Source organism: Mycobacterium sp. NPDC003323, from assembly GCF_053589535.1.
This window is the reverse complement of record NZ_JBSFSB010000005.1, coordinates 320,728-339,343: the sequence shown is the minus strand read 5'-3', so window position 1 is coordinate 339,343 and position 18,616 is coordinate 320,728. Positions and strand designations below refer to the sequence as shown.

22 protein-coding genes are annotated in these 18,616 nt (G+C 66.6%); 7 read left to right on the top strand and 15 right to left on the bottom strand.

Annotated features, from left to right (window positions below; translation table 11 throughout):
* Window positions 1-14 precede the first annotated feature (14 nt).
* The 3 genes from ACWDUN_RS15700 to ACWDUN_RS15690 all read left to right on the top strand — a co-directional run bounded on the left by ACWDUN_RS15700 (window position 15) and on the right by ACWDUN_RS15690 (window position 2,472).
* Window positions 15-1,163 (top strand): acyl-CoA dehydrogenase family protein, encoded by a 1,149-nt coding sequence (locus ACWDUN_RS15700; protein WP_449930135.1) that lies wholly within the window; start codon window positions 15-17, stop codon window positions 1,161-1,163.
* A gap of 167 nt (window positions 1,164-1,330) precedes the next feature.
* Window positions 1,331-1,966 (top strand): TetR/AcrR family transcriptional regulator, encoded by a 636-nt coding sequence (locus ACWDUN_RS15695; RefSeq protein ID WP_449930197.1) that lies wholly within the window; start codon window positions 1,331-1,333, stop codon window positions 1,964-1,966.
* A complete protein-coding gene (locus ACWDUN_RS15690; RefSeq protein ID WP_449930133.1) occupies window positions 1,963-2,472 on the top strand; it encodes a hypothetical protein in 510 nt (169 codons plus the stop codon). Before ACWDUN_RS15695 ends, ACWDUN_RS15690 begins: the two co-directional genes overlap by 4 nt.
* Here the strand turns inward: ACWDUN_RS15690 and ACWDUN_RS15685 are convergent.
* The 5 genes from ACWDUN_RS15685 to ACWDUN_RS15665 all read right to left on the bottom strand — a co-directional run bounded on the left by ACWDUN_RS15685 (window position 2,469) and on the right by ACWDUN_RS15665 (window position 7,719).
* Window positions 2,469-3,653: a cytochrome P450 gene (locus tag ACWDUN_RS15685; protein ID WP_449930131.1), complete on the bottom strand. Its 1,185-nt coding sequence runs from the start codon at window positions 3,651-3,653 to the stop codon at window positions 2,469-2,471. The two genes, ACWDUN_RS15690 and ACWDUN_RS15685, sit on opposite strands and share 4 nt — an antisense overlap.
* A gap of 94 nt (window positions 3,654-3,747) precedes the next feature.
* Window positions 3,748-4,746 carry an NADPH:quinone oxidoreductase family protein gene (locus ACWDUN_RS15680; RefSeq protein WP_449930129.1) on the bottom strand — a complete coding sequence of 333 codons (999 nt, stop codon included), beginning with the start codon at window positions 4,744-4,746 and terminating at the stop codon, window positions 3,748-3,750.
* The gene (locus ACWDUN_RS15675; RefSeq protein WP_449930195.1) at window positions 4,743-5,726 is read right to left on the bottom strand and encodes a phosphotransferase family protein; all 984 of its coding nucleotides are present in this window, start codon (window positions 5,724-5,726) and stop codon (window positions 4,743-4,745) included. The genes ACWDUN_RS15680 and ACWDUN_RS15675 overlap by 4 nt, the downstream gene beginning before the upstream one ends.
* A 38-nt stretch (window positions 5,727-5,764) precedes the next feature.
* Entirely contained in the window at window positions 5,765-7,066 is a 1,302-nt protein-coding gene (locus tag ACWDUN_RS15670; protein ID WP_449930128.1) for an acyl-CoA dehydrogenase family protein, read from the bottom strand.
* Entirely contained in the window at window positions 7,066-7,719 is a 654-nt protein-coding gene (locus tag ACWDUN_RS15665; protein WP_449930126.1) for a TetR/AcrR family transcriptional regulator, read from the bottom strand. The genes ACWDUN_RS15670 and ACWDUN_RS15665 overlap by 1 nt, the downstream gene beginning before the upstream one ends.
* 81 nt (window positions 7,720-7,800) lie before the next feature.
* On the opposite strand from ACWDUN_RS15665, the gene ACWDUN_RS15660 reads away from it, so the two are divergent.
* The gene (locus ACWDUN_RS15660; protein ID WP_449930124.1) at window positions 7,801-8,004 is read left to right on the top strand and encodes a hypothetical protein; all 204 of its coding nucleotides are present in this window, start codon (window positions 7,801-7,803) and stop codon (window positions 8,002-8,004) included.
* On the opposite strand, the gene ACWDUN_RS15655 is transcribed toward ACWDUN_RS15660, so the two are convergent.
* Entirely contained in the window at window positions 7,968-8,753 is a 786-nt protein-coding gene (locus ACWDUN_RS15655; RefSeq protein ID WP_449930122.1) for an emopamil-binding protein, read from the bottom strand. The two genes, ACWDUN_RS15660 and ACWDUN_RS15655, sit on opposite strands and share 37 nt — an antisense overlap.
* 262 nt (window positions 8,754-9,015) lie before the next feature.
* Between ACWDUN_RS15655 and ACWDUN_RS15650 the strand changes: the two genes are divergently transcribed.
* The 3 genes from ACWDUN_RS15650 to ACWDUN_RS15640 are packed head-to-tail and all read left to right on the top strand — an operon-like array spanning window position 9,016 to window position 10,779.
* The gene (locus ACWDUN_RS15650) at window positions 9,016-10,293 is read left to right on the top strand and encodes a cytochrome P450 (RefSeq protein ID WP_449930120.1); all 1,278 of its coding nucleotides are present in this window, start codon (window positions 9,016-9,018) and stop codon (window positions 10,291-10,293) included.
* On the top strand, window positions 10,290-10,487 hold the full coding sequence (locus tag ACWDUN_RS15645) for a ferredoxin (protein WP_449930118.1): 198 nt from the start codon (window positions 10,290-10,292) through the stop codon (window positions 10,485-10,487). Before ACWDUN_RS15650 ends, ACWDUN_RS15645 begins: the two co-directional genes overlap by 4 nt.
* A gap of 4 nt (window positions 10,488-10,491) precedes the next feature.
* Window positions 10,492-10,779, top strand: a complete 288-nt coding sequence (locus ACWDUN_RS15640) for a DUF1330 domain-containing protein (RefSeq protein ID WP_449930116.1) — start codon at window positions 10,492-10,494, stop codon at window positions 10,777-10,779.
* A 69-nt stretch (window positions 10,780-10,848) separates the two neighbouring features.
* Here the strand turns inward: ACWDUN_RS15640 and ACWDUN_RS15635 are convergent, their stop codons facing one another.
* The 9 genes from ACWDUN_RS15635 to ACWDUN_RS15595 form a co-directional block, all read right to left on the bottom strand.
* Entirely contained in the window at window positions 10,849-11,727 is an 879-nt protein-coding gene (locus ACWDUN_RS15635; protein ID WP_449930114.1) for a hypothetical protein, read from the bottom strand.
* 140 nt (window positions 11,728-11,867) lie between these two features.
* On the bottom strand, window positions 11,868-12,632 hold the full coding sequence (locus ACWDUN_RS15630; RefSeq protein WP_449930112.1) for an alpha/beta fold hydrolase: 765 nt from the start codon (window positions 12,630-12,632) through the stop codon (window positions 11,868-11,870).
* 4 nt (window positions 12,633-12,636) lie between these two features.
* The gene (locus tag ACWDUN_RS15625; protein WP_449930110.1) at window positions 12,637-12,831 is read right to left on the bottom strand and encodes a ferredoxin; all 195 of its coding nucleotides are present in this window, start codon (window positions 12,829-12,831) and stop codon (window positions 12,637-12,639) included.
* 40 nt (window positions 12,832-12,871) lie between these two features.
* Window positions 12,872-14,077, bottom strand: coding sequence for a cytochrome P450 (locus tag ACWDUN_RS15620; RefSeq protein ID WP_449930108.1), 1,206 nt, complete (start codon window positions 14,075-14,077; stop codon window positions 12,872-12,874).
* Window positions 14,078-14,205: 128 nt separating this feature from the next.
* Complete coding sequence (locus ACWDUN_RS15615) at window positions 14,206-14,994, bottom strand: NAD(P)-dependent oxidoreductase (protein WP_449930107.1); 789 nt, start codon at window positions 14,992-14,994, stop codon at window positions 14,206-14,208.
* A complete protein-coding gene (locus ACWDUN_RS15610; RefSeq protein WP_449930105.1) occupies window positions 14,994-15,812 on the bottom strand; it encodes an NAD(P)-dependent oxidoreductase in 819 nt (272 codons plus the stop codon). The genes ACWDUN_RS15615 and ACWDUN_RS15610 overlap by 1 nt, the downstream gene beginning before the upstream one ends.
* A complete protein-coding gene (locus ACWDUN_RS15605; RefSeq protein ID WP_449930103.1) occupies window positions 15,812-16,636 on the bottom strand; it encodes an alpha/beta hydrolase in 825 nt (274 codons plus the stop codon). The genes ACWDUN_RS15610 and ACWDUN_RS15605 overlap by 1 nt, the downstream gene beginning before the upstream one ends.
* Window positions 16,637-16,676: 40 nt before the next feature.
* Window positions 16,677-18,323: a thiolase C-terminal domain-containing protein gene (locus ACWDUN_RS15600; RefSeq protein WP_449930101.1), complete on the bottom strand. Its 1,647-nt coding sequence runs from the start codon at window positions 18,321-18,323 to the stop codon at window positions 16,677-16,679.
* Window positions 18,320-18,613: a ferredoxin gene (locus ACWDUN_RS15595; RefSeq protein WP_449930193.1), complete on the bottom strand. Its 294-nt coding sequence runs from the start codon at window positions 18,611-18,613 to the stop codon at window positions 18,320-18,322. The genes ACWDUN_RS15600 and ACWDUN_RS15595 overlap by 4 nt, the downstream gene beginning before the upstream one ends.
* Between the last annotated feature and the right edge of the window lie 3 nt (window positions 18,614-18,616).

Below are 18,616 nucleotides of genomic sequence, written 5' to 3'. Positions count from 1 at the left end.
AGGAACTCCTGGAAGTGCAACGCAATCTGTTCACCGAAGACCACGAGGCGTTCCGCGAACTGGCCCGTGATTTCGTCGAGAAGGAAGTGGTGCCTGCCTATCCCGAGTGGGAGAAGGGCGGCCGGATGCCCCGTGCGGTCTTCGCGAAGATGGGGTCGCTGGGCATGCTGGGCATGGCCATTCCCGAGGAATTCGGCGGTGGGGGTGCACCGGATTACCGCTACAACGTGGTGCTGCAGGAGGAGGCGGCGCGCGCGCTGGTGACACTGTCGACCGTGCGCACGCAGCTGGAGGTGATCCTGCCGTATTTCCTGCACTACGCGAACGAAGAGCAGCGCAAGCGGTGGTTCCCGGGGCTGGCCGAGGGCACGCTGCTGACCGCCGTGGCGATGACCGAACCCGGCACCGGATCCGACCTGGCGGGCATGCGCACCACCGCCGTGCGCGATGGTGATGATTGGATTGTCAACGGCGCCAAGACGTTCATCACCGGCGGTATGCAGGCCGACCTCGTCATCGTCGTCGCCCGCACCTCCACCGACCAGGACAACCGCCGCAAGGGCCTGACCCTGCTGGTCGTGGAGGACGGCATGCCCGGGTTCACCCGGGGCCGGGAGCTGGAGAAGATGGGTTGCAAGGTGCAGGACACCGCGGAGCTCTCGTTCGTCGACGTGCGGGTGCCCGCGACCAATGTGCTCGGCGAGGTGGGTGAGGCGTTCGGCTACCTCGGACACAACCTGCCGCAGGAACGTCTGACGGTGGCGGTCGGTTCGGTGGCGCAGGCGCGCTCGGCGATCGCCGCGGCGATCGACTACACCAGGGACCGGAAGGCGTTCGGCACACCGGTCGCGTCGTTCCAGAACACCAAGTTCGAGCTCGCCGCCTGCTCCACCGAGGTCGAGGCCGCCCAAGCCATGCTCGACCGGGCGATCCAGCTTCATGTCGACGGCGAACTGTCCCCGTCCGATGCGGCGCGAACCAAGTTGTTCTGCACCGAGATGCAGGCCCGGGTGATCGATCGCTGCCTGCAACTGTTCGGCGGCTACGGCTACATGATGGAGTACCCGATCGCCCGGTTGTACACCGATGCACGGGTGGCACGCATCTACGCCGGCACCAGTGAGGTCATGAAGGTGATGATCGCCAAGGATCTCGGCTTGTAGACAGATCGGGTCCGAACTGTAACGTCGCTGGTCATCGGTTGAGCGCCGCTGCGACCGTGACACCTGTCGAAAAAATTGTTAAGTGAGACCCTTGTCACAGCCGCTCAACCAACCTACTGTGTGTTCAGTTGGTTGGTTCGCGACGACGAGGGAGATCCGTGTCGGCCATTTCTGCAGCGCCCGGGCCCAGGCCCTATGAGTCGCTGCTCGCCAAGGGCGAGGACCGCAAGCAGCGCATTCTCGCTGCTGCGGAGACCCTGCTGGCACGCAATGGCTGGCGCAACACCTCGCTGGCGCAGATCGCGCGCGAAGCGGGTGTGAGCGCCGCCGGCCTGCTGCACCATTTCGAATCGAAGGAAGCGCTGCTGCACGCGGTGCTGGACGCCCGTGATTTCGACGATGACACCCACGCCGACCGCGGGGGCGACCTGGTCGCCAACATCGGTCGGGTCGCCGAACGGTTCACCCGCGCACCGGCACTGGTGGGGACCTTCACCGTGCTGCTGGTGGAGAACATCCAGCCCGACGCACCGCTGCACGATCGGCTGGTCGCCCGCCAGCAAGCCGCCGTCGCGATCGTCGCCGATGCCATCCGGCGCGGGCAGGACGACGGCCGATACCGCTCAGACCTCGACCCGGCCGCCAAGGCCGTGGAAATCCTCGCTTTCGTCAATGGAATGGAGACCGCATGGCTACTCGATCCTTCGATTCCGCTCGCCGCCGTGTTCAAGGGGTACACCGAGGCACTGGCTCGCGACTTCGCCCCACTGACGGCAACGATTTCGGACAGGAGTTCGCTATGAGGTACCGACTCGACGTGGTGGCACCCAGCGTGGCCGAGGTGGTCCGCAACGCCGGCGGTTGGCTCGTCGACCGCGTGATGGCGGGGTGGGATGTCACCGTTCTGATCTCCGGCGACGGCGACGGCGATATCCGCCCGTTGCAGATCCTCGGCGTCGAGATCGGTGATCTGGAGGCGGCCATGCAGTCGTGGGAGGAACGGCCGCATCCGCAGACCGTGGCGGTGGCCGCCGACCTGTTCGTCAGCGATGCCCGCGTGCGTGAAGGTGTCCTCGGCGCTCTCGATCAGGGGTTGACCGAGGTGACCCTGTGGGGTGAGAGCTGGCCCCAGGAACTCGACAGCACCGTCGATTGCGTCCAGCACGAACTCAGTGCCGCCGCCCGTGCGTTCAAGGCCCAGGCGATGGCGGCCGCCGGCGACGCCGCCACCGTGCAGCGCACCGAGGTGTTCCGCTGCGGTGTGATGTCCTGTCCGTCGGTGGCCGCCGACCTGGTGCCGGCCAGCTAGCCGGTAGCCACGATGGTCGGCATCGCCGACCATCCGCGTACCGCCGCGGTCTCCGAGGCCACGGCGCCGTCCCAGTCCACCTCCCACTCCGGGAACCGTTTCAGGATCTCCTCCAGGGCGACCCGCCCCTCCAGGCGTGCCAATGCGTTACCCATGCAGAAGTGGGTTCCGGCGCCGAAGGTCATGTGCGACTTCGGTTCTCGATGGATGTCGAAGACGTCCCCGTCGGGCGCGAAACGACGGTGGTCGCGGTTGGCGGCACCGACGAGCATGAGCATGGCCGAGCCCTCGGGCACGGTTCGGCCGTAATACGCGACATCGCGGGTGACATAGCGCGCGATCTGCAGGGCCGGCGGCTCCCAGCGCAGGATCTCCTCGATCGCCTGCGGGATCAGCGCGGGATCGGCGACCAGGTCCCGACGCTGATCGGGATGGTCGGCCAGCGTCTTGCCTGCCCAGCCGAGCATCCGGGTGGTGGTTTCGGAACCGGCCGTGGCGATGACGGTCAGATACAGCAGCAATTCGTCGCGGCCGAGTTTGCGCACCGTGCCGGTCTCGTCCTCGAACTCGACGTTCAGCAGATCGGTCATGATGTCATCGGAGGGATGCTCGGCTCGCCAGTCGAGGAACTCGGCGAAAACCTCACCGGTGGCCAGAGAATCGACCGTCTTGCCCTGCAGGGTCTCCTCGCCGTGGTCGGTGATCTGGCGCTGCCGATCCTCGGGGATGCCGAGCAGCATGCCGATGACGCGCATCGGCATCTGTTCGCCCAGATCGTTCACGAAATCGAAACGGTCACCGGTGACCTGATCCAGACAGCGGGTGGTGAACTCCCGGATCTGCGGTTCCAGAGCCAGCACCTTGCGCGGGGTGAACATCCGCGACAGCAGGTTGCGGTGGATGTTGTGGATCGGTGGATCCTCGAAGATCAAAGTGCCCGGCGGTATTTCGATTCCCGACTTGATGAGCTCCAGCAGCGCGCCGCGACCGGAGATGAAGGTTTCGTGGTCGATGACACCCTTGTTGACATCGTCGTACCGGCTCAGCGCGTAGAAGTCGTGCTGCTCGTTGTAATACAGCGGCGCCTCCTCCCGGATTCGGGCGAACACCGGATAGGGGTTCATGTTCAGGTCGACGTTGTAGGGGTCGTAATACAGGTCGGCCTCGGTTGGTGCGCTCATGCGACTCCTGACAAAGTGTGGGCTGCTGGGCACCTGCCTAGCAGAGTTTCAGCAACCCGGTCAAGGCTGGAGCCGGCGTGGTGGGACATTACGATCATTGCGCTGGGTGTAAAGCCGCCTGCGGCGACGGCCGAACCTCGATCAGCACCTTGCCGACCGCTCGCCCGTCGGCCACGTGTCGCAGTGCGGCAACGGTGTCCGACAGTGGATAGACGGCACCGATATGTGGGGTCACCGAACCGGAGGCCAGCAGCGCCCGCAACTCCGACTCGTTGCGCGTGAACTCGTCGGCCGGCACGTCCTGGAAGTGGAAGCCGACGATGCTGATGCCCTTGACCAGCACCAGATTCAGCGGGATGCGGGGGATGGTGCCCGATGCGTAGCCGACCGTGACGAAGCGTCCGCCGCGATGCAGCGCTCGCAACGCCGGTTCGGACAACGTCCCGCCGACCGGATCGATGACCGCGGCGGCGCCACCGGGTAGCCCCTCACGCAGGGCAGCACGCAGATCGGTGGTTCGATGGTCGATCACCCGGGCCGCCCCGTGATGTGCTGCGGTATCGAGTTTCTCTTTCGATGACGCCACCGCGGTGACGACGGCGCCCAGCGCCGCGCCGAGGGCGACCGCCGCCAAGCCCACGCCGCCGCCGGCGCCCAGCACCACGATTTCGTCACCGGCGTCGACGCGGGCGACCGAGCGCAGGCAGTGGTAGGCCGTCCGGAATGCCACCCCGGACGCCGCCGCCGTCGGATCGTCGACGCCCGGCGGGATCGGCGTCAGCGTGCTGGGCTCGACACAGACCTGCTCGGCGAAGGCCCCGACCATCGCGGTGCCGGTGACCCGATCGCCGATGGCGAATCCCGAATGGACATTCGAGATCTCGGTCACCACACCGGCGAACTCACTGCCCGGCACGAACGGTGGTGGCACCTTCACCTGATACCGACCGGCGATCAGCAGCACGTCGGGGAAATTCACCGCGGCCATTCCTACGCGGACGCGCACCTGATTATCGCCGAGTTCGGGCGCCGCGAGTTCTCGGACCTCGACCACATCGGGTGGGCCGAAATCCGGGCAGACGGCGGCCCTCACCGGTAGTCGCTGGATTCGGCGAGTTCGGCCGCCGAGGCCATCAGGTCGGTGACCACCGGGCCGAACGCCAGCAGCTTCTCATCGGTGCCGGCGCGTTGATAACCCTGTTCGAGCACGATCGCCAGTTTCCACTTCGCGAGCACCAGATAGTAGTCCAGATCGTCGACCTGACGGCCGGATACCTCGGCGTAGTGCGCGACCACCTGATCGCGGGTGGGCGCGCCCCGCATGTCGACGTAATCCATGGCGGCCCGGTCGTTCTCGTCGGCCGGCCAGCTCTGCACCATCCAGGCGAGGTCGAGTTTCGGATCGCCGACGGTGCCCATCTCCCAGTCGACGATCGCCGCCAGCCGCGCGGGCGCGCCGTGTCGGTACATGACGTTGGCGAACTGGTAGTCGCCGTGCATGAGGCCAGGAATGAAATCGAGTGGTCGGTGTGCCCGCAGCCATGCCGTCGCCACTTCCAGGCCGGGCAGATCGCGGTTCTTGATGCGGTCCAGGAACCCGATCCAGCGATCCACCTGCCGCTCGTGGAAGCCGTCCGGCCGGCCGAGGTCACCCAGCCCGCGTGCCTGCCAGTCCACCCTGGACAGCAGGGCGATTCCCTCGGCCAGTTGATAACTCAGCGCCGGCCGGGTGGCGGGATCGCCGGCGAACGGCTCGGGCCACGCGCCGTGGCGGTCCATCGGTGACCAACCGTCGACGAACCCCATCAGGTAGAACGGCCGTCCCAGCACCGTCGGGTCGTCGCACACCGCAACGGCCTCGGTGTGCGGCACGTCGGTGCCGTCGAGAGCCTCGATGATGCGCCACTCGCGCAAGATGCCGCGGTCCCGGTCGGCCGGCGCCCCCGGCGGTGGCATCCGGATGACGCAGCGGTGCTCACCGCGGGTGAGTTCGTAAATCACGTTCTGCGTGCCACCGGACAGAAACCGCGCCTGCAGTGGGATGCCTCTGCCCGGAAGCCCTGCCCGGTCCATCCAGTCCGCAAGGCGGGCGATGTCGATAGTCGGGGCGTTCACAGGTTTCCGACCTCGGCTTCCAGGTATTCGGCGAAGCGGGCCCGCGCGGCATCGCGCTTGCCCGGCAACCATTCCGAGGGCCACAGCCCGTCGGTGCCGCGGTAGTCGCGCAGTACCTGCTTGGCGACGGTGGTCTTGTGCACCTCGGTCGGGCCGTCGGCCAGTCCCATCACGGCGGCGCCGGTCACCATGCCGAGGAACGGCATCTCGTTGGTGACGCCGAGCGCACCGTGCACTTGCATTGCCCGCCAGGCGATGTCATGCAGTACGGTAGGCATGACGACCTTCACCGCGGCGATATCCTTGCGCACCTTCTTGTAGTCGTTGTACTTGTCGATCTCCCACGCGGTGTAGAGCACCATCAGCCGGAACTGCTTGAGCTGGGCGTAGGAATCCGCGATATAGCCCTGGACGGTCTGCTTGTCGGCGAGCAGGCTACCCGCGGTGTGCCGTGACAGCGCCCGCTCGCACATCATGTCCATGGCCCTCTGCGCCAACCCGATGGTGCGCATCGCATGATGGATGCGGCCCCCGCCGAGCCGGGTCTGGGCGATGACGAATGCCTGCCCCTCCCCACCGAGCAGCGCGGTATCGGGCACCCGGACGTTGTCGTAGTGGATCAGCGCGTGCGAGCCCTCGCCATCGGCTTCGCCATAGAGCCCGGAATTGCGCACGATGGTGACGCCGGGCGTGTCGGTGGGCACCAGGAACATCGACATGCCTTGATAGGGACTGACATCGGGATTGGTGACCACCATGACGATCAGGAACGAGGATGTGGCGGCGTTGGACGAGAAGAACTTGTGGCCATTGATCACCCAGTGGTCGCCATCGCGCACCGCCGCGGTGCGGAACTGGGTCGGATCGGCACCGCCCTGCGGTTCGGTCATCGAATAGCAGGAGAAGACCTCCCCGTCGAGCAGTGGGCGCAGATAGCGCTCCTTCTGCTCCGGAGTTCCGTAATGGGCGATGATCTCGGCGTTGCCGGTGTCGGGGGCCTGACAGCCGAAGATGATCGGCGCCCACTGCGACCGGCCCAGGATTTCGTTCAGTAACGCGAGTTTGAGTTGCCCGTAACCCTGGCCGCCGAGTTCAGGTCCGAGGTGGGTGGCCCACAGCCCTTTTCGACGGACCTGCTGCTTGAGGGGATCGATCACGGCGCGGCGGGTGTCGTCCAACGGCGTGAACTGCAGGTGCGGCCAGATCAGATCCAGTGGTTCGACCTCATCGCGCACGAAGGTGTCGGCCCAGTCCAGGAGTTCGGCGAACTCCGGGTCGGTCTCGAAATCCCATGCCATCACGGTCTCCTTTGATATCCGGCGATCAGGGTGCTGATATCGGCGCCGACGACCTCGGCGAACGATCGGCTGCCGAACGCCCCGGCGGCCCAGTGCCGGGCGCCTTCGCTGACCATCGTCATGGCCAGATAGGCCAGATGGGCGGTGTCGGTGCCGGCGGGCAACTTCCCGTCGGCCACCGCGCGTTCGAACAGTTCGGTGAACATTCCGCCGTCCAGGTCCGGAGCGGTCTCACCGGTCGCCAGCAGGCGGTGTTCGTGCCGGTAACCCTCCAGGATCGTCTCGACGATCAGTTCGGCCGGATTGCGACTCATGGACCGCTCGAGGTCGGTCAGGGCGGCGGTGACGACGGCGGGTATGTCGTAGTCGCCGTCGAGTCGATCGGCGATGATGCGCTGCGCCGAACGGGTGGACATCACGCCCACCTCGGACAGCACGTCCTCCTTGCGCGGGAAGTAGAAGTAGAACAGTGCTTTCGACACGCCGGCGGCGGCACAGATCTCGGCGACGGTGGTCGTCGCGTATCCCTTGGTGCGCCACAGCGCCATCGCCGCCTGGACCAGCATGCGTTTGGTCTCATGGGAGTTGGCGCGCTGAAAGGTGGCCCTGCGCTGACCGCGGTCAGCTTTGGTGGCCCGCGAACTTCCCGCCATGGGTGCACGTTAACCGATGGCGGCAAAGCTGACCAGTGTCCAACTAAAACTCCGAACAGGTTGTCGCGGCACACTGGTGGCGTGGCATTACGAGCGGCAGGCGTGGCATTCGGGATGCTGGCGCTCGTCGCGGGCGGGCTGCAGCTGTGGGCGTACGGCGACTCGGGCTGGGTGCGGCATCTGATCCTGGGGTTGTTCGCCGCGGCGGTGGGAATCAGCGTCACCGCAGCGGCGCTGAAGCGATCGCGTCAGCCGGGCGGGATGCCCGCGCGCCGGGTGAGGTAATCGATCTGGCGGTACATGGCGATCAGCGCGAAGAACGGCAGGATCATGAACGGCACGTTCTCGGCGACGAATTTGAACCAGAGGCCGAACCCGCCCTGGCCGATATCGCCGAATCCGGCGCGCACCTCGGAGAGGAAGTAGACGGCGGTGCTGCTGATCAGCATGGCGCAGCCGGTGAATCCCAGCCACAGGCACTTGATGCGTGACTCGGTCGGCAGATCGGCGCGCAGCAGGCGCAGCCACACGATGAAGAGCATGGTGCCGGTGATGACCCCGACCAGTTCCAGGCCGAAGATCCAGGCGTTGCCACTGGTGTAGCGGGTGTCCGCCAGACCGTATTGCCACCACAGCCACTTCCAGCCGGGGTCGGAGGTCGGCGTCCACCAGTTCAGTGGGTGGCCGATGAGGAAGATGGTCTCGTAACCGAGTTGGCTACCCGCGGTGTACGGGAGATAGATCAACGTCAGCTCGGAAGCCCGCTCCAGACGTGGACGGTGTTCGCCGCGTCCGGTCCAGAAGTAGACGAGCGGAAGGATGATGACGGGCAGCCCGAAGGCCAGATTGGCGGCCACGTCGACGGTGAAGCTCGGCGGCAGCAGACCGGTGCCGACCCCGATGACGGCTGCGCTGAAGGCGACCCCGGTGATCGCGGTGAGAGCGACATAGGCCTTGCGCCGGTGCGGCGCCCACGGCCGAGCGAGATCGGGTTCACCGGCGGTCGCGGCCGGCAGGTCGACGTCGGAAGTCATCGGGTGGCCACCTCGAAATTCTGATGCTTGTCGAATTCTGTTCCTCAGCGGAGGATAGGCACTCGAGGTAGCAATGTTGAGCGAACGCTCAACATTGCGAGAACCACGTTCTCTGTAGTGGTCCGACCGGTGTCGATTGAGCGACTCGGTCAGGCGTTTGCCCTCGTTGACGACGGCGCGGCGCTATGGAAATGTGATACTCGTATTCGAGAGGCCCATTCTCATCGGATGGTGAATGGCGGCCAGGAACGGAGTGAAACCCATGGCGATCGACCCCGCCGGCATCGACTGGTTCAAGGACCCGCGGCTGGTCGACGACCCGTATCCGTACTTCAACGCGCTTCGTGACAAGTGTCCGGTCGAGCCCGAGGACCACTACGGCGTGACCATGGTGACCGGCTGGGAAGAGGCCGTCTCGGTGTACAACGACGAACAGACCTTCTCGTCGTGCACATCGGTTACGGGTCCGTTCCCCGGATTCCCGGTGCCGCTGGAGGGCCGCGACGACGTCGCCGAACTGATCGACAAGCACCGTGACGAACTGCCGTTCAGCGATCAGCTGCCCACCCTGGACCCGCCGGTGCACACCAATCACCGCTCGCTGATGATGCGGCTCATCACGCCCAAGCGCCTCAAGGAGAACGAGGACGCCATGTGGCAGCTCGCCGACGAGGTGCTCGACGATTTCCTGGCCCCCGGTAAGGGCGAGTTCATCAAGGGTTTCGCCAGCCCCTTCACCCTGCTGGTGATCGCGGACCTGTTGGGCATCCCACCGGAGGACCGCAACGCCTTCGTCGACGGGATCTCGCAGAACTCGGGTGGCGGCGTCGGCTCGACCAGCAGTGAATCCCTGGCGCACAGCCCGCTGGAATTCCTGTACGAGCAGTTCGAGGCGTACATCGAGGACCGCCGCGCCAACCCCCGTTCGGACATCATGACCGGAATGGCCACCGCGCTGTTCCCGGACGGCAGCACGCCCAGCCCCGGTGACGTCGCACGCGTTGCCACCAACGTTTTTTCGGCGGGCCAGGAGACCACCGTCCGGCTGCTCGGCACGGCACTGAAGGTGCTCGGCGATCACCCCGACATCCAGGCGCAGGTGCGTAAGGACCGCAGCCTGCTACCCAACTTCATCGAGGAGGCGTTGCGCTTCGAGAGCCCGGTCAAGGGTGACTTCCGGCTCTCGCGCACCCCGGTCACCGTGGGTGGCAAGGACTTACCGTCCGGGCGCACCGTCATGGTGGTCAACGGTGCGGCCAACCGCGATCCGCGCCGCTTCGAAAATCCCGACGAGTTCGATCCGGCGCGCAAGAACGCCCGTCAACACCTGGCTTTCGGGCGCGGTATCCACAGCTGCCCGGGCGCACCGCTGGCGCGTGCCGAGACCCGCGTCGGGCTGGAGCGGTTGCTCGATCGCACCACCGACATCCGCATCTCCGAGGAGAAGCACGGTCCGGCCGGCAATCGGGATTACCACTACATCCCGACGTTCATCCTCCGCGGGCTGACCCACCTGCACCTGGAATTCGACGTCAAATGAGGGTCGCCGTCGACGAGGACCGGTGCGCCGGGCACGGTATGTGCCTGACACTGTGCCCCGAGGTGTTCCAGCTGTCCGATGACGGCTGGGCGGTCGCCACGCCGGGGGAGATTCCCGCCGAGCACGAGGCCGCCGTCGAAGAGGCCATCGATTGTTGCCCCGAGAACGCGATCCACACCAGAGAAGGAGACTGACCAGATGGCCAAAGGCTATGTGCTGCTCACCGAGACGATCACCGATCCCGAGGGGATGAAGGAGTACGGGAAGCTGGCCGGTCAGGCGATGGCGGGCGCGACGATCCTGGTCGTGGATCAGAAGCCGACGGTGCTCGAGGGCTCGTGGGAGACCACCCAGACCGTGCTGCTGGAGTTCGAATCCGTGCAGGCCGCCAGCGACTGGTATCACTCGGACGCCTACCAGGCCGCGGCAAAGGTCCGCCAGTCCGCCGCCACGTGTAATGCCGTGATCCTCAACGGTTTCGGCTGACTCACCTTCTTTGCGCGAGCAGACGTGAAAGGCCCCCTTACTCGGCGTTTCGGGGCCCTTCACGTCTGCTCAGCCCGCAAGTCGGGCGCGGTCGAAGTGCCATCGCAGTCGGGCGCACAGCTGCTCGGGATAGTGGCGGACATCGTCGACCACCAGCGGTACCGTCGTCAGGCCGAGCTCCTGCAGTCGCGCGTACTTGATCCGGTCATGCCGAAGCGCCTCCGGGGTCGCGTGGAACTGCATGCTGTCGTACTCGGCCACCACACCCATTGCTGGCCAAGCGAAGTCGACGCGCCACAATTTGCCGTGCCGGTCGACGATCTCGTACTGAAGTTCCGCCGTGGGCAGGCCACCGTCGATGAACACCAGGCGGGCTTCACTCTCCATGGGTGATTCGGCACGACCATCGGCCAGCGGCAGCAATTCCCGGACGGCGACGATGCCACGCCTGCCCTTGTGCTCGGCCGCGGTCGCCACGAGTTCGGCAGCCGTGCACGAGCGGCTGTGCAGCGCGGCATCCAGCACCGCCAGCGCCCGCGGACGTCGCAGCGTGCGGGCGATCTCTATCGCAGTCCATGCCGGCGCCGTGGCCAGTCGGTCACCCACACGTCGAAGCGGCGCCCCGTGACGTTGGTGCACCACGAGCTGCGGCGTCGGACGCAGCCGGACGCCGGGGTCGAGGACGTGCAGCTTGTCGTCGGGCTCGGTATCGAAGCCGTACAGCGCCGCCGCCGTCTGCATGCAGGCGACGATCCGCTCGCGGGATCTCATCTCCAGGCTCGCCAATCGCAGTGCGGGGTCGGATTCGCGGCGTGCATAGACACCGCGCTCGACTCGGATCAACTCGCCCCATTGGACGAGCAGACGCAGTTGCTTTCGGGACATGAGCGCAAGCAACTGGGCTGTGCTGGCCACCTCGCTGTGGGTGAAGGCAGCGTGCCATGTCATGACGTGGATGGTTGCCCGGACGTGACTCGAAGGGAAGTGCGGGCCGGAAATGCCTGTGCATAACCTCGGTGAGCAGACGTGAAGGGCCCCTTTTACTCGGCATTTGAGGGCCCTTCACGTCTGCTCGCGGGAAGAGGTGATCAGCGCGGGACCAGGGGACCGACCGGCTTGGTGGTGGTTGCGTGCACCAGGAGTTCGGCGAGTTCGCGGGGCCGGCTCAGGAAGGGCGAGTGCGAGCTGTCGATCGACAGTTGCAGCACACCTAGTCGGCGCGCGACGGTATCGGCCAGCCAGCGAGGCATCGACCGGTCCTGTTCGCAGACGATGAAACTGCGCGGGATGTCGGCCGACCAGAAGTTCGGCACCGACACCGGTGTCACCGTGGTGTCCCCGAACCGTTCCGGTCCGAGCCGGTTGAACGCCCACCGCGCCGTCGCCTCGTCGCAGTCGTGGTAGAAGTACTTCCTGGCACCCTCGAAATCGGCGAAGGTCATGGCGCCGTCCTCGGCGAAGTGCAGATAGTTCAGCATCTGCCCGACATCGGCGTCGAACCCCTCGTGCAAATCCTCGTCGTCACGCATGGCCATCGCCTCGGGATAGGTACGACCCTCGCGGGGTAGCGCGGCCGCCAGATACACCAGATGGCGGACCATGTCCGGTGCGGCGTCGGCGGCCAGCGTGATGTCGAAACCACCCCCGGAGTGACCGACCAGCACATCGCCGGGCCGTAGCGCGGCCAGGATCGCATCGCGCCGATTCGCCAGTGTCGACTCATGATCGACGAGCGAGCCGTGACCGGGCAGGTCGATCGCGATCCCCTCGTGGTCGAGTTCGCTCAGCGCCCCGATGGTCCGATCCCAGCACCAGGCGGCGTGAAAACCGCCGTGTACGAACAGGAATCGCATCGGCTCACTCTACGATGGCGATCGCCTGCCGTGGGCATTGTCGGACCGATTCGCGGATCTGCTGCTCGTTCTCGGGTGTCACCTCATCGGAGAGGACGTGCAGATAATCCTCGTCGTCGAGGTGGAACACCTCCGGGATGATGCCCATGCAGACCCCGTTGCTCTCACACAGGCCGAAGTCCACCTCGATCTTGCTCACCGGACGGCCTCGCAAGCTCGCGTCGCTCCGTGATCGTCGATCATGACGCGATCCTGCGCACCGGCACATGTGAGTACCCCGCCACGTTCTGCATGTGAACTCGCTGCAGCCCTTCCCATTTCACCTCGTAACGCGGCATGAAGTCCAGCAGCTTCTCCAGGGCGATGACGCTCTCCATCCGCGCCAGCGCGGCACCCAGGCAACTGTGGATGCCGTATCCCAGCCCGAGATTCTGCGCCTCGGTGCGGTCGCGCTCGATATCGAACTTGTCGGCATCGGTGAACGCGTCGGTGTCACGGTTGGCCGCCGCGCTCAGCAGGAACACGGGCTTGCCGGCGGGGATGGTGCCGCTGGGCACGTGTGCCTCCTTGAGGGTGTAGCGCACGTTGTATTGCACCGGGCCCTCGTAACGCAGCAGTTCCTCGACGGCCGCGGGCACCAACTCGCGGTTGTCGAGCAGTTTCTGCCACTGGTCGGGGAACTTCGCGAACAGCACCATGGCGGTGCCGATCAACTTCGTCACCGTCTCGGCGCCGGCGCCGCCGAGCAGGGTGGCAAAGCCGGTGATCTCCACATCGTCGAGCTTGTGCAGTTCGCCGTCCTCGCGGGGGATCTCCGCGGCGATCAGGCGGCTGATCATGTCGTCGGTGGGATTCTCCCGACGCTTCTGCACCAGCGAGTAGTAGTACATCGCGGTGTCGATATTGGCCTTCATGCCGGCCTCGGAGGTGCTGAACTGCCCGGGCTCCCGCGACAGGCTGGTATCGATCCAATGCCGCACCTGCTGGCGGTATTCGGGCTCCACCCCGGCCATCCGGGTGATGACCTCGACCGGGAACGGGCCGGAGAAGTCCTGCACGATGTCGAAGTCGTCGGCGGTGATCGCGCTCAGGTAGCGGTCGACCTGTTCGATGATGGTGTCGCGCTGGGACTGGACGGCGCGCGGGGTGAACGCCTTGTTCAGCAGACTGCGCATATGCCGGTGATCGGGTGGATCCATGAAGATGATCGACTTCTGCGGCGGGGTGTCGCTCTGCACCATGGCCAGGTCGCAGCCGCGGGTCGACGAGAACGCCTCGTGGTCCTTCAGGGCGGCCGCGACGTCCTCGTGCCGGGTCAGTGCGTAGAAATCGCGCTCGGCGTTGTAATACAGGGGCGCTTCATTGCGCATCCGCCGGTAGATCTCGAACGGGTTCTCGAAGTATTCCTCGGAGAACGGGTCGAAAACGAGTTCCGCGGTGGTCATACTCGGTCCTCCTCCAGGGTGTGCGAACACACCCGAAGCATTACGGAAGGCTGTAAAACTGTAACGCTAACTGTAGACCCGTCGACGTGCATGCGAAACCATCAAACTCGGCCGCGTGTCCGCGAAATTCAGCGTCCCAGGCCCGCGTCGACCACCGCGTCGAGCGCGCCGAGATCGGCCCCCATCTCGGCGACCGTGCGCCGCACGACGGCGACATCCTTGCCGATGAACTCTCCGACGGCACCGATGAACGCGGCCGTCGACCCCGCACGCACCACGTTCTCCAGCGCGCGGCTGGCACCACTGCCGTACGGCAGCGCCCGCAGCAGCGCAGTTTCGTCCACCTCGAGGCGCCGGGCCAGCTTGGCCGCCTCGGCCAGCAGGCCGATCTGCGCGGCAAACAGCGTGTTGTTCACCAGCTTGACCTTCTGGCCGGCACCGAGCGGGCCGACATGCAGGGCCGGGTCGGCGTAGGCGGTCAGCACCGGTTCGGCGCGGACGAACGCGGCGTCGGCGCCACCGGCGAAGACGGTGATCCGGCCGGCGTCGATATCGTGCGGTCCACCGCTGACCGGCGCGTCGAGCACGCCGAGGTGCGGTGCCGCCGCGGCGATGTGCTCGGCGGTGCCGGGGCTGCCGGTGGTGTGGATGACCAACGCGGCCCCGGCGGGAACAGCGTCCAGCAGCGACGGCACCGCGATCTCGCGGACCTGCTCATCGGTGAAGACGCACAACACCACGACATCGGCGTCGACGGCGACGTCCGCCGCCTCGGACACCGGCGTCGCACCCAGGTCGGTTATGGCGCGACGCTTGTCCTCGGTGCGACCGAGTGCGCGCACATCGTGGCCGGCGGCGCGAATTCGGCGCACCATCGGCGCACCCATCCGGCCGGTGCCGATGAAGCCGACGCGCATCAGCGCGGATGCGCCATGAGGTGCAGCGCCGCATCGGCGGCATCGAACACCGCCCCCTCGGGCGCGGATGCCTTGTCGGCCAGCGTCGCTGCGTGCCGGCAATCCTTCTGCAGCAGGGCGCCGGCGATGGGGGCGAGGTTGTCCAGCGAACCTCCGAAGGCCGCGATGCTGCCCAGCGCCTTGCTGGTCGCCGATCCTCGGGTGATCACCTCGCACAGGCGCTCCCGGGGCACGCCCAGGGACTCACCGAGTTCCAGGGCGCTCATCGCCGCGCCGAGATTGGCGGTGAACAGCAGATTGTTGAGGATCTTGGACACCTGCCCGCTGCCGAGCGGGCCGAGATGCACGATCGGGTCGGCATAGGTGGCGAACACCGGTCGGACGCGCTCGACATCGGCCGCCTCGCCGCCGATCATCACCAACAGGGTCCCCGCCTCGACCGCGGGACCGCCACCGCTGACCGGCGCATCGATGACCGAGACGCCCTTGGCGGCAGCATGTTCGGCGATCTCGGTGCAGGTGTCGGGATGAATCGTGCTGTGGATAGCGATGATGCCTCCGGGCGCCATCCCGGCCAGCACACCTTCGTCACCGGACAGCACCTGGCGCACATCGTCATCGCCGACGACACACAGGCACACCAGGTCGCTGGCAGCACCCAGTTCGGCCGGGGTGGCGGCGACCTCGGCGGCCGTGTCGGCGTAGGGCTCCACAGACGCCGACCGGCGTGCCCACAGGGTCAGCTCGAAGCCGCCCTCCACGATCCGGCGGGCCATCGGCCCGCCCTGACTACCCAGTCCGATGAACCCGACACGCATCAACCAGCCTCCGCTTCCTGGGCACCGCCGGTGGCAGTGCACTCCTCGATGAACGACAACACCCGCGAGTGGTAGGTGTGCGCCGACAGGCCGACGCTGAGATTGTGCCCGCTGTCAGACATCTCGTTGATCGCCACGCGCGGCGCGGCGGTGAACAGATCGGTGATCTCGGTCAGCGCGGACGTCGACGTCTCCCACACCCGTTCGTGTTCGGCCACGCTGTACTGAACGGGCACCCGCACCCGCGCCGCGAGATCGGGGAAGTCGCGCCGCGACCAGTTGGCGGTCACCGCCGCCTCGTACGCCACGCCGGGCGCCGACAGCGCGCCGGTCAGCACCTCGGCCGGGTACAACTCGGCAGGCTCCCAGAGCAATTCACGCAGACCCGCCGGGCGCCGGGTCAACGTGGCCGTGCGAAGGATCTCGGCGGCGTCGCGCCGGTAGTGCAGGCCGGTGCCCGCCAATTCGACACCGATGACGTCATCGCGGGCGACCGTCATCCGCAGCGCGAGTTCGGAGCCGAGTGAGTGGGCGAAGACGAAGATCCCTGCCCCGCAGCGCTGCCCGGCAAGGATCTTGTCGACGGCGCCGGCGGCCAGCTCCACCCGCCGCGCCGCGTCGTCCATCACATCCTGGTACAGCGCCGAGGCGCCGTAGCCGGGGCGGTCGAGCGCGATGGCGGTGAAGCCCGCCGCGGTGGCGGCGTGCAGCAACGACAGCTCCGGGTGGCCCGGGCAGTCGAAGTACACCGACGAGGTCGCACCACCATGGATCGCGACGATCACCGCACGTGGCTCGGGTACGGCGGCGACGAGTGCAGACATCGGTACCGATCCGACCATGACCACCCGGGGCCGCACCGAGCTACCCATCGGCGCGCAGCAACAGGACACCGCTGGGCGTCAGACCGCCGCTGCTGACGACGGCGACACGGGCGTCGGCGACCTGGCGGTCGCCGGCCTCACCTCGCAATTGGGACACCGCCTCATGCACCAGGCCCATGCCGTGAGTGCGCCCGTGCGACAGCTGCCCGCCGTGGGTGTTGAGCGGGACGGTGCCGTCACGGGCGATGGCCGTGCCACCGTCGAGGAAGTCCTTGGCCTCGCCGATACCGCAGAATCCCAGCGCTTCGATCCACGACAGACAGTTGAAGGTGAATCCGTCATACAGCTGCGCGACGTCGACATCCGCGGGCCGCAGCGATGTGCGGGTCCACAGGTGGGCGGCCTGGCCGAGCACCTGCGGTTCGTGGGTGAGCGTGGTCTGGTCCCAGTCGGTGCGCTCGATGATCTGGGTACCCACGGCCTCGAAGTAGACCGGCGGCTTCGGCGCGTCGGCGGCGGCGTCGACCGCGGACACGACGACGGCGACGGCACCATCGCAGGGCACATCGCAGTCGTAGAGGCCGAAGGGTGTGGTGATCGGACGGGCGCTCAGATAATCGTCCATCGTCATCGGATCGCGGTAGATTGCAGTCGGGTTGAGCGCGGCATTCGCGCGCTGGTTCAACGCGATCCAGCCGAGCGTCTCCCGGGTGGTGCCATAGCGGTGGAAGTGTCGCTGCGCGTTCAGCGCCAGCGTGTGTGCCGCCGAGGTGGCACCGAACGGCGCCTGCCAGTTGTTGACCCTGGCACCACCGGGCGGGGCGACCTTGCCCTCCTTCATCAGCTGGTTGAAGGTCGCCTCCCACAGCGTGCGGAAGCACAACACGTGCCGGGCCATGCCGGTCGCCACCGCCATGACGGCCGCGATCACGGAACCGCCGGGCCCGAACGTGTCCATGCCACCGTTGATCCACGTCGGTCTGATCCCGAGCGCACCCTCCAGCGCCGTGCAGCCACCTTCGCCCATACCCATGGCGTCCATGGCCGGGTACGTCGACAGGCCGTCGATATCGGCCAGGGTCAGACCGGCGTCGGCGATCGCCGCCTCGCAGGCCTGCACGGTCAGCGACAAGGGTGAAACCATCAGCCGCCGACCGAGTGTGGATGCACCGATCCCGGTGATGGCCGCTGCGTCCTCGAACTTCTGCTGCGTCAGCCGGGGCCGGACGAACTTGCCGAAGTCCTGCGGGGCGATCTCGTCCTCGGGCAGTGCGGCCGCCTCGGCTTCGGCCGTCGGCCGGAACAACGGCAGCCACACATCGTCGTTCTGCTCGAACACCACCTCGACCACGCGCCCGAGCTCCAGCTCGGCCGGATCGCAATCGATGATGTTGGTGGTCAACCGAACCCGCGGATCCTCCTCGATCGCGACCTGCGCCACGACATACGGTGCCTGCAGACCGGGGATCGAGAATCGCTCGTTGATGGTGAAGGCCGACAACACCGCCCGGCCCGATACCGCACGTGGACCCAGATTGTGACTGCCGCAGTACCGGCACACCGGTTGCGGCGGGTGGATCAGCGCCTTGCAGTCACCACAGCCTTGGATGCGCAACACCCCGTCGGCGCCGGACGTCCAGAAGAACTCGTTGTCGAACGTCAGTTGTGGCAGCGGAAGACGGCTCATCGGGTGAGGTCCCACTGGGCGGCATCGGCGTCGGCGCGCACGTTGTCCACGTCCGGTTCGACCAGCGTCGGCGGCGGCGGATCATCGGGCCGGCGTTCGGAGATCTCCAGGATGGCGTGCACCGGGCAATCCAGCAGCGCGCGTTGGACGGCGGCCCGGTCCTGTTCGGGGATGTTGCCGTCACCGACGAGAACGGCGTAACCCCAGTCGTCGAGCGAGAAGTACTCCGGTGCGTGCCGGGCGCAGATGCCGAACCCGTCGCACAAGGTCCGGTCGAGTTTGATCCGCATCTT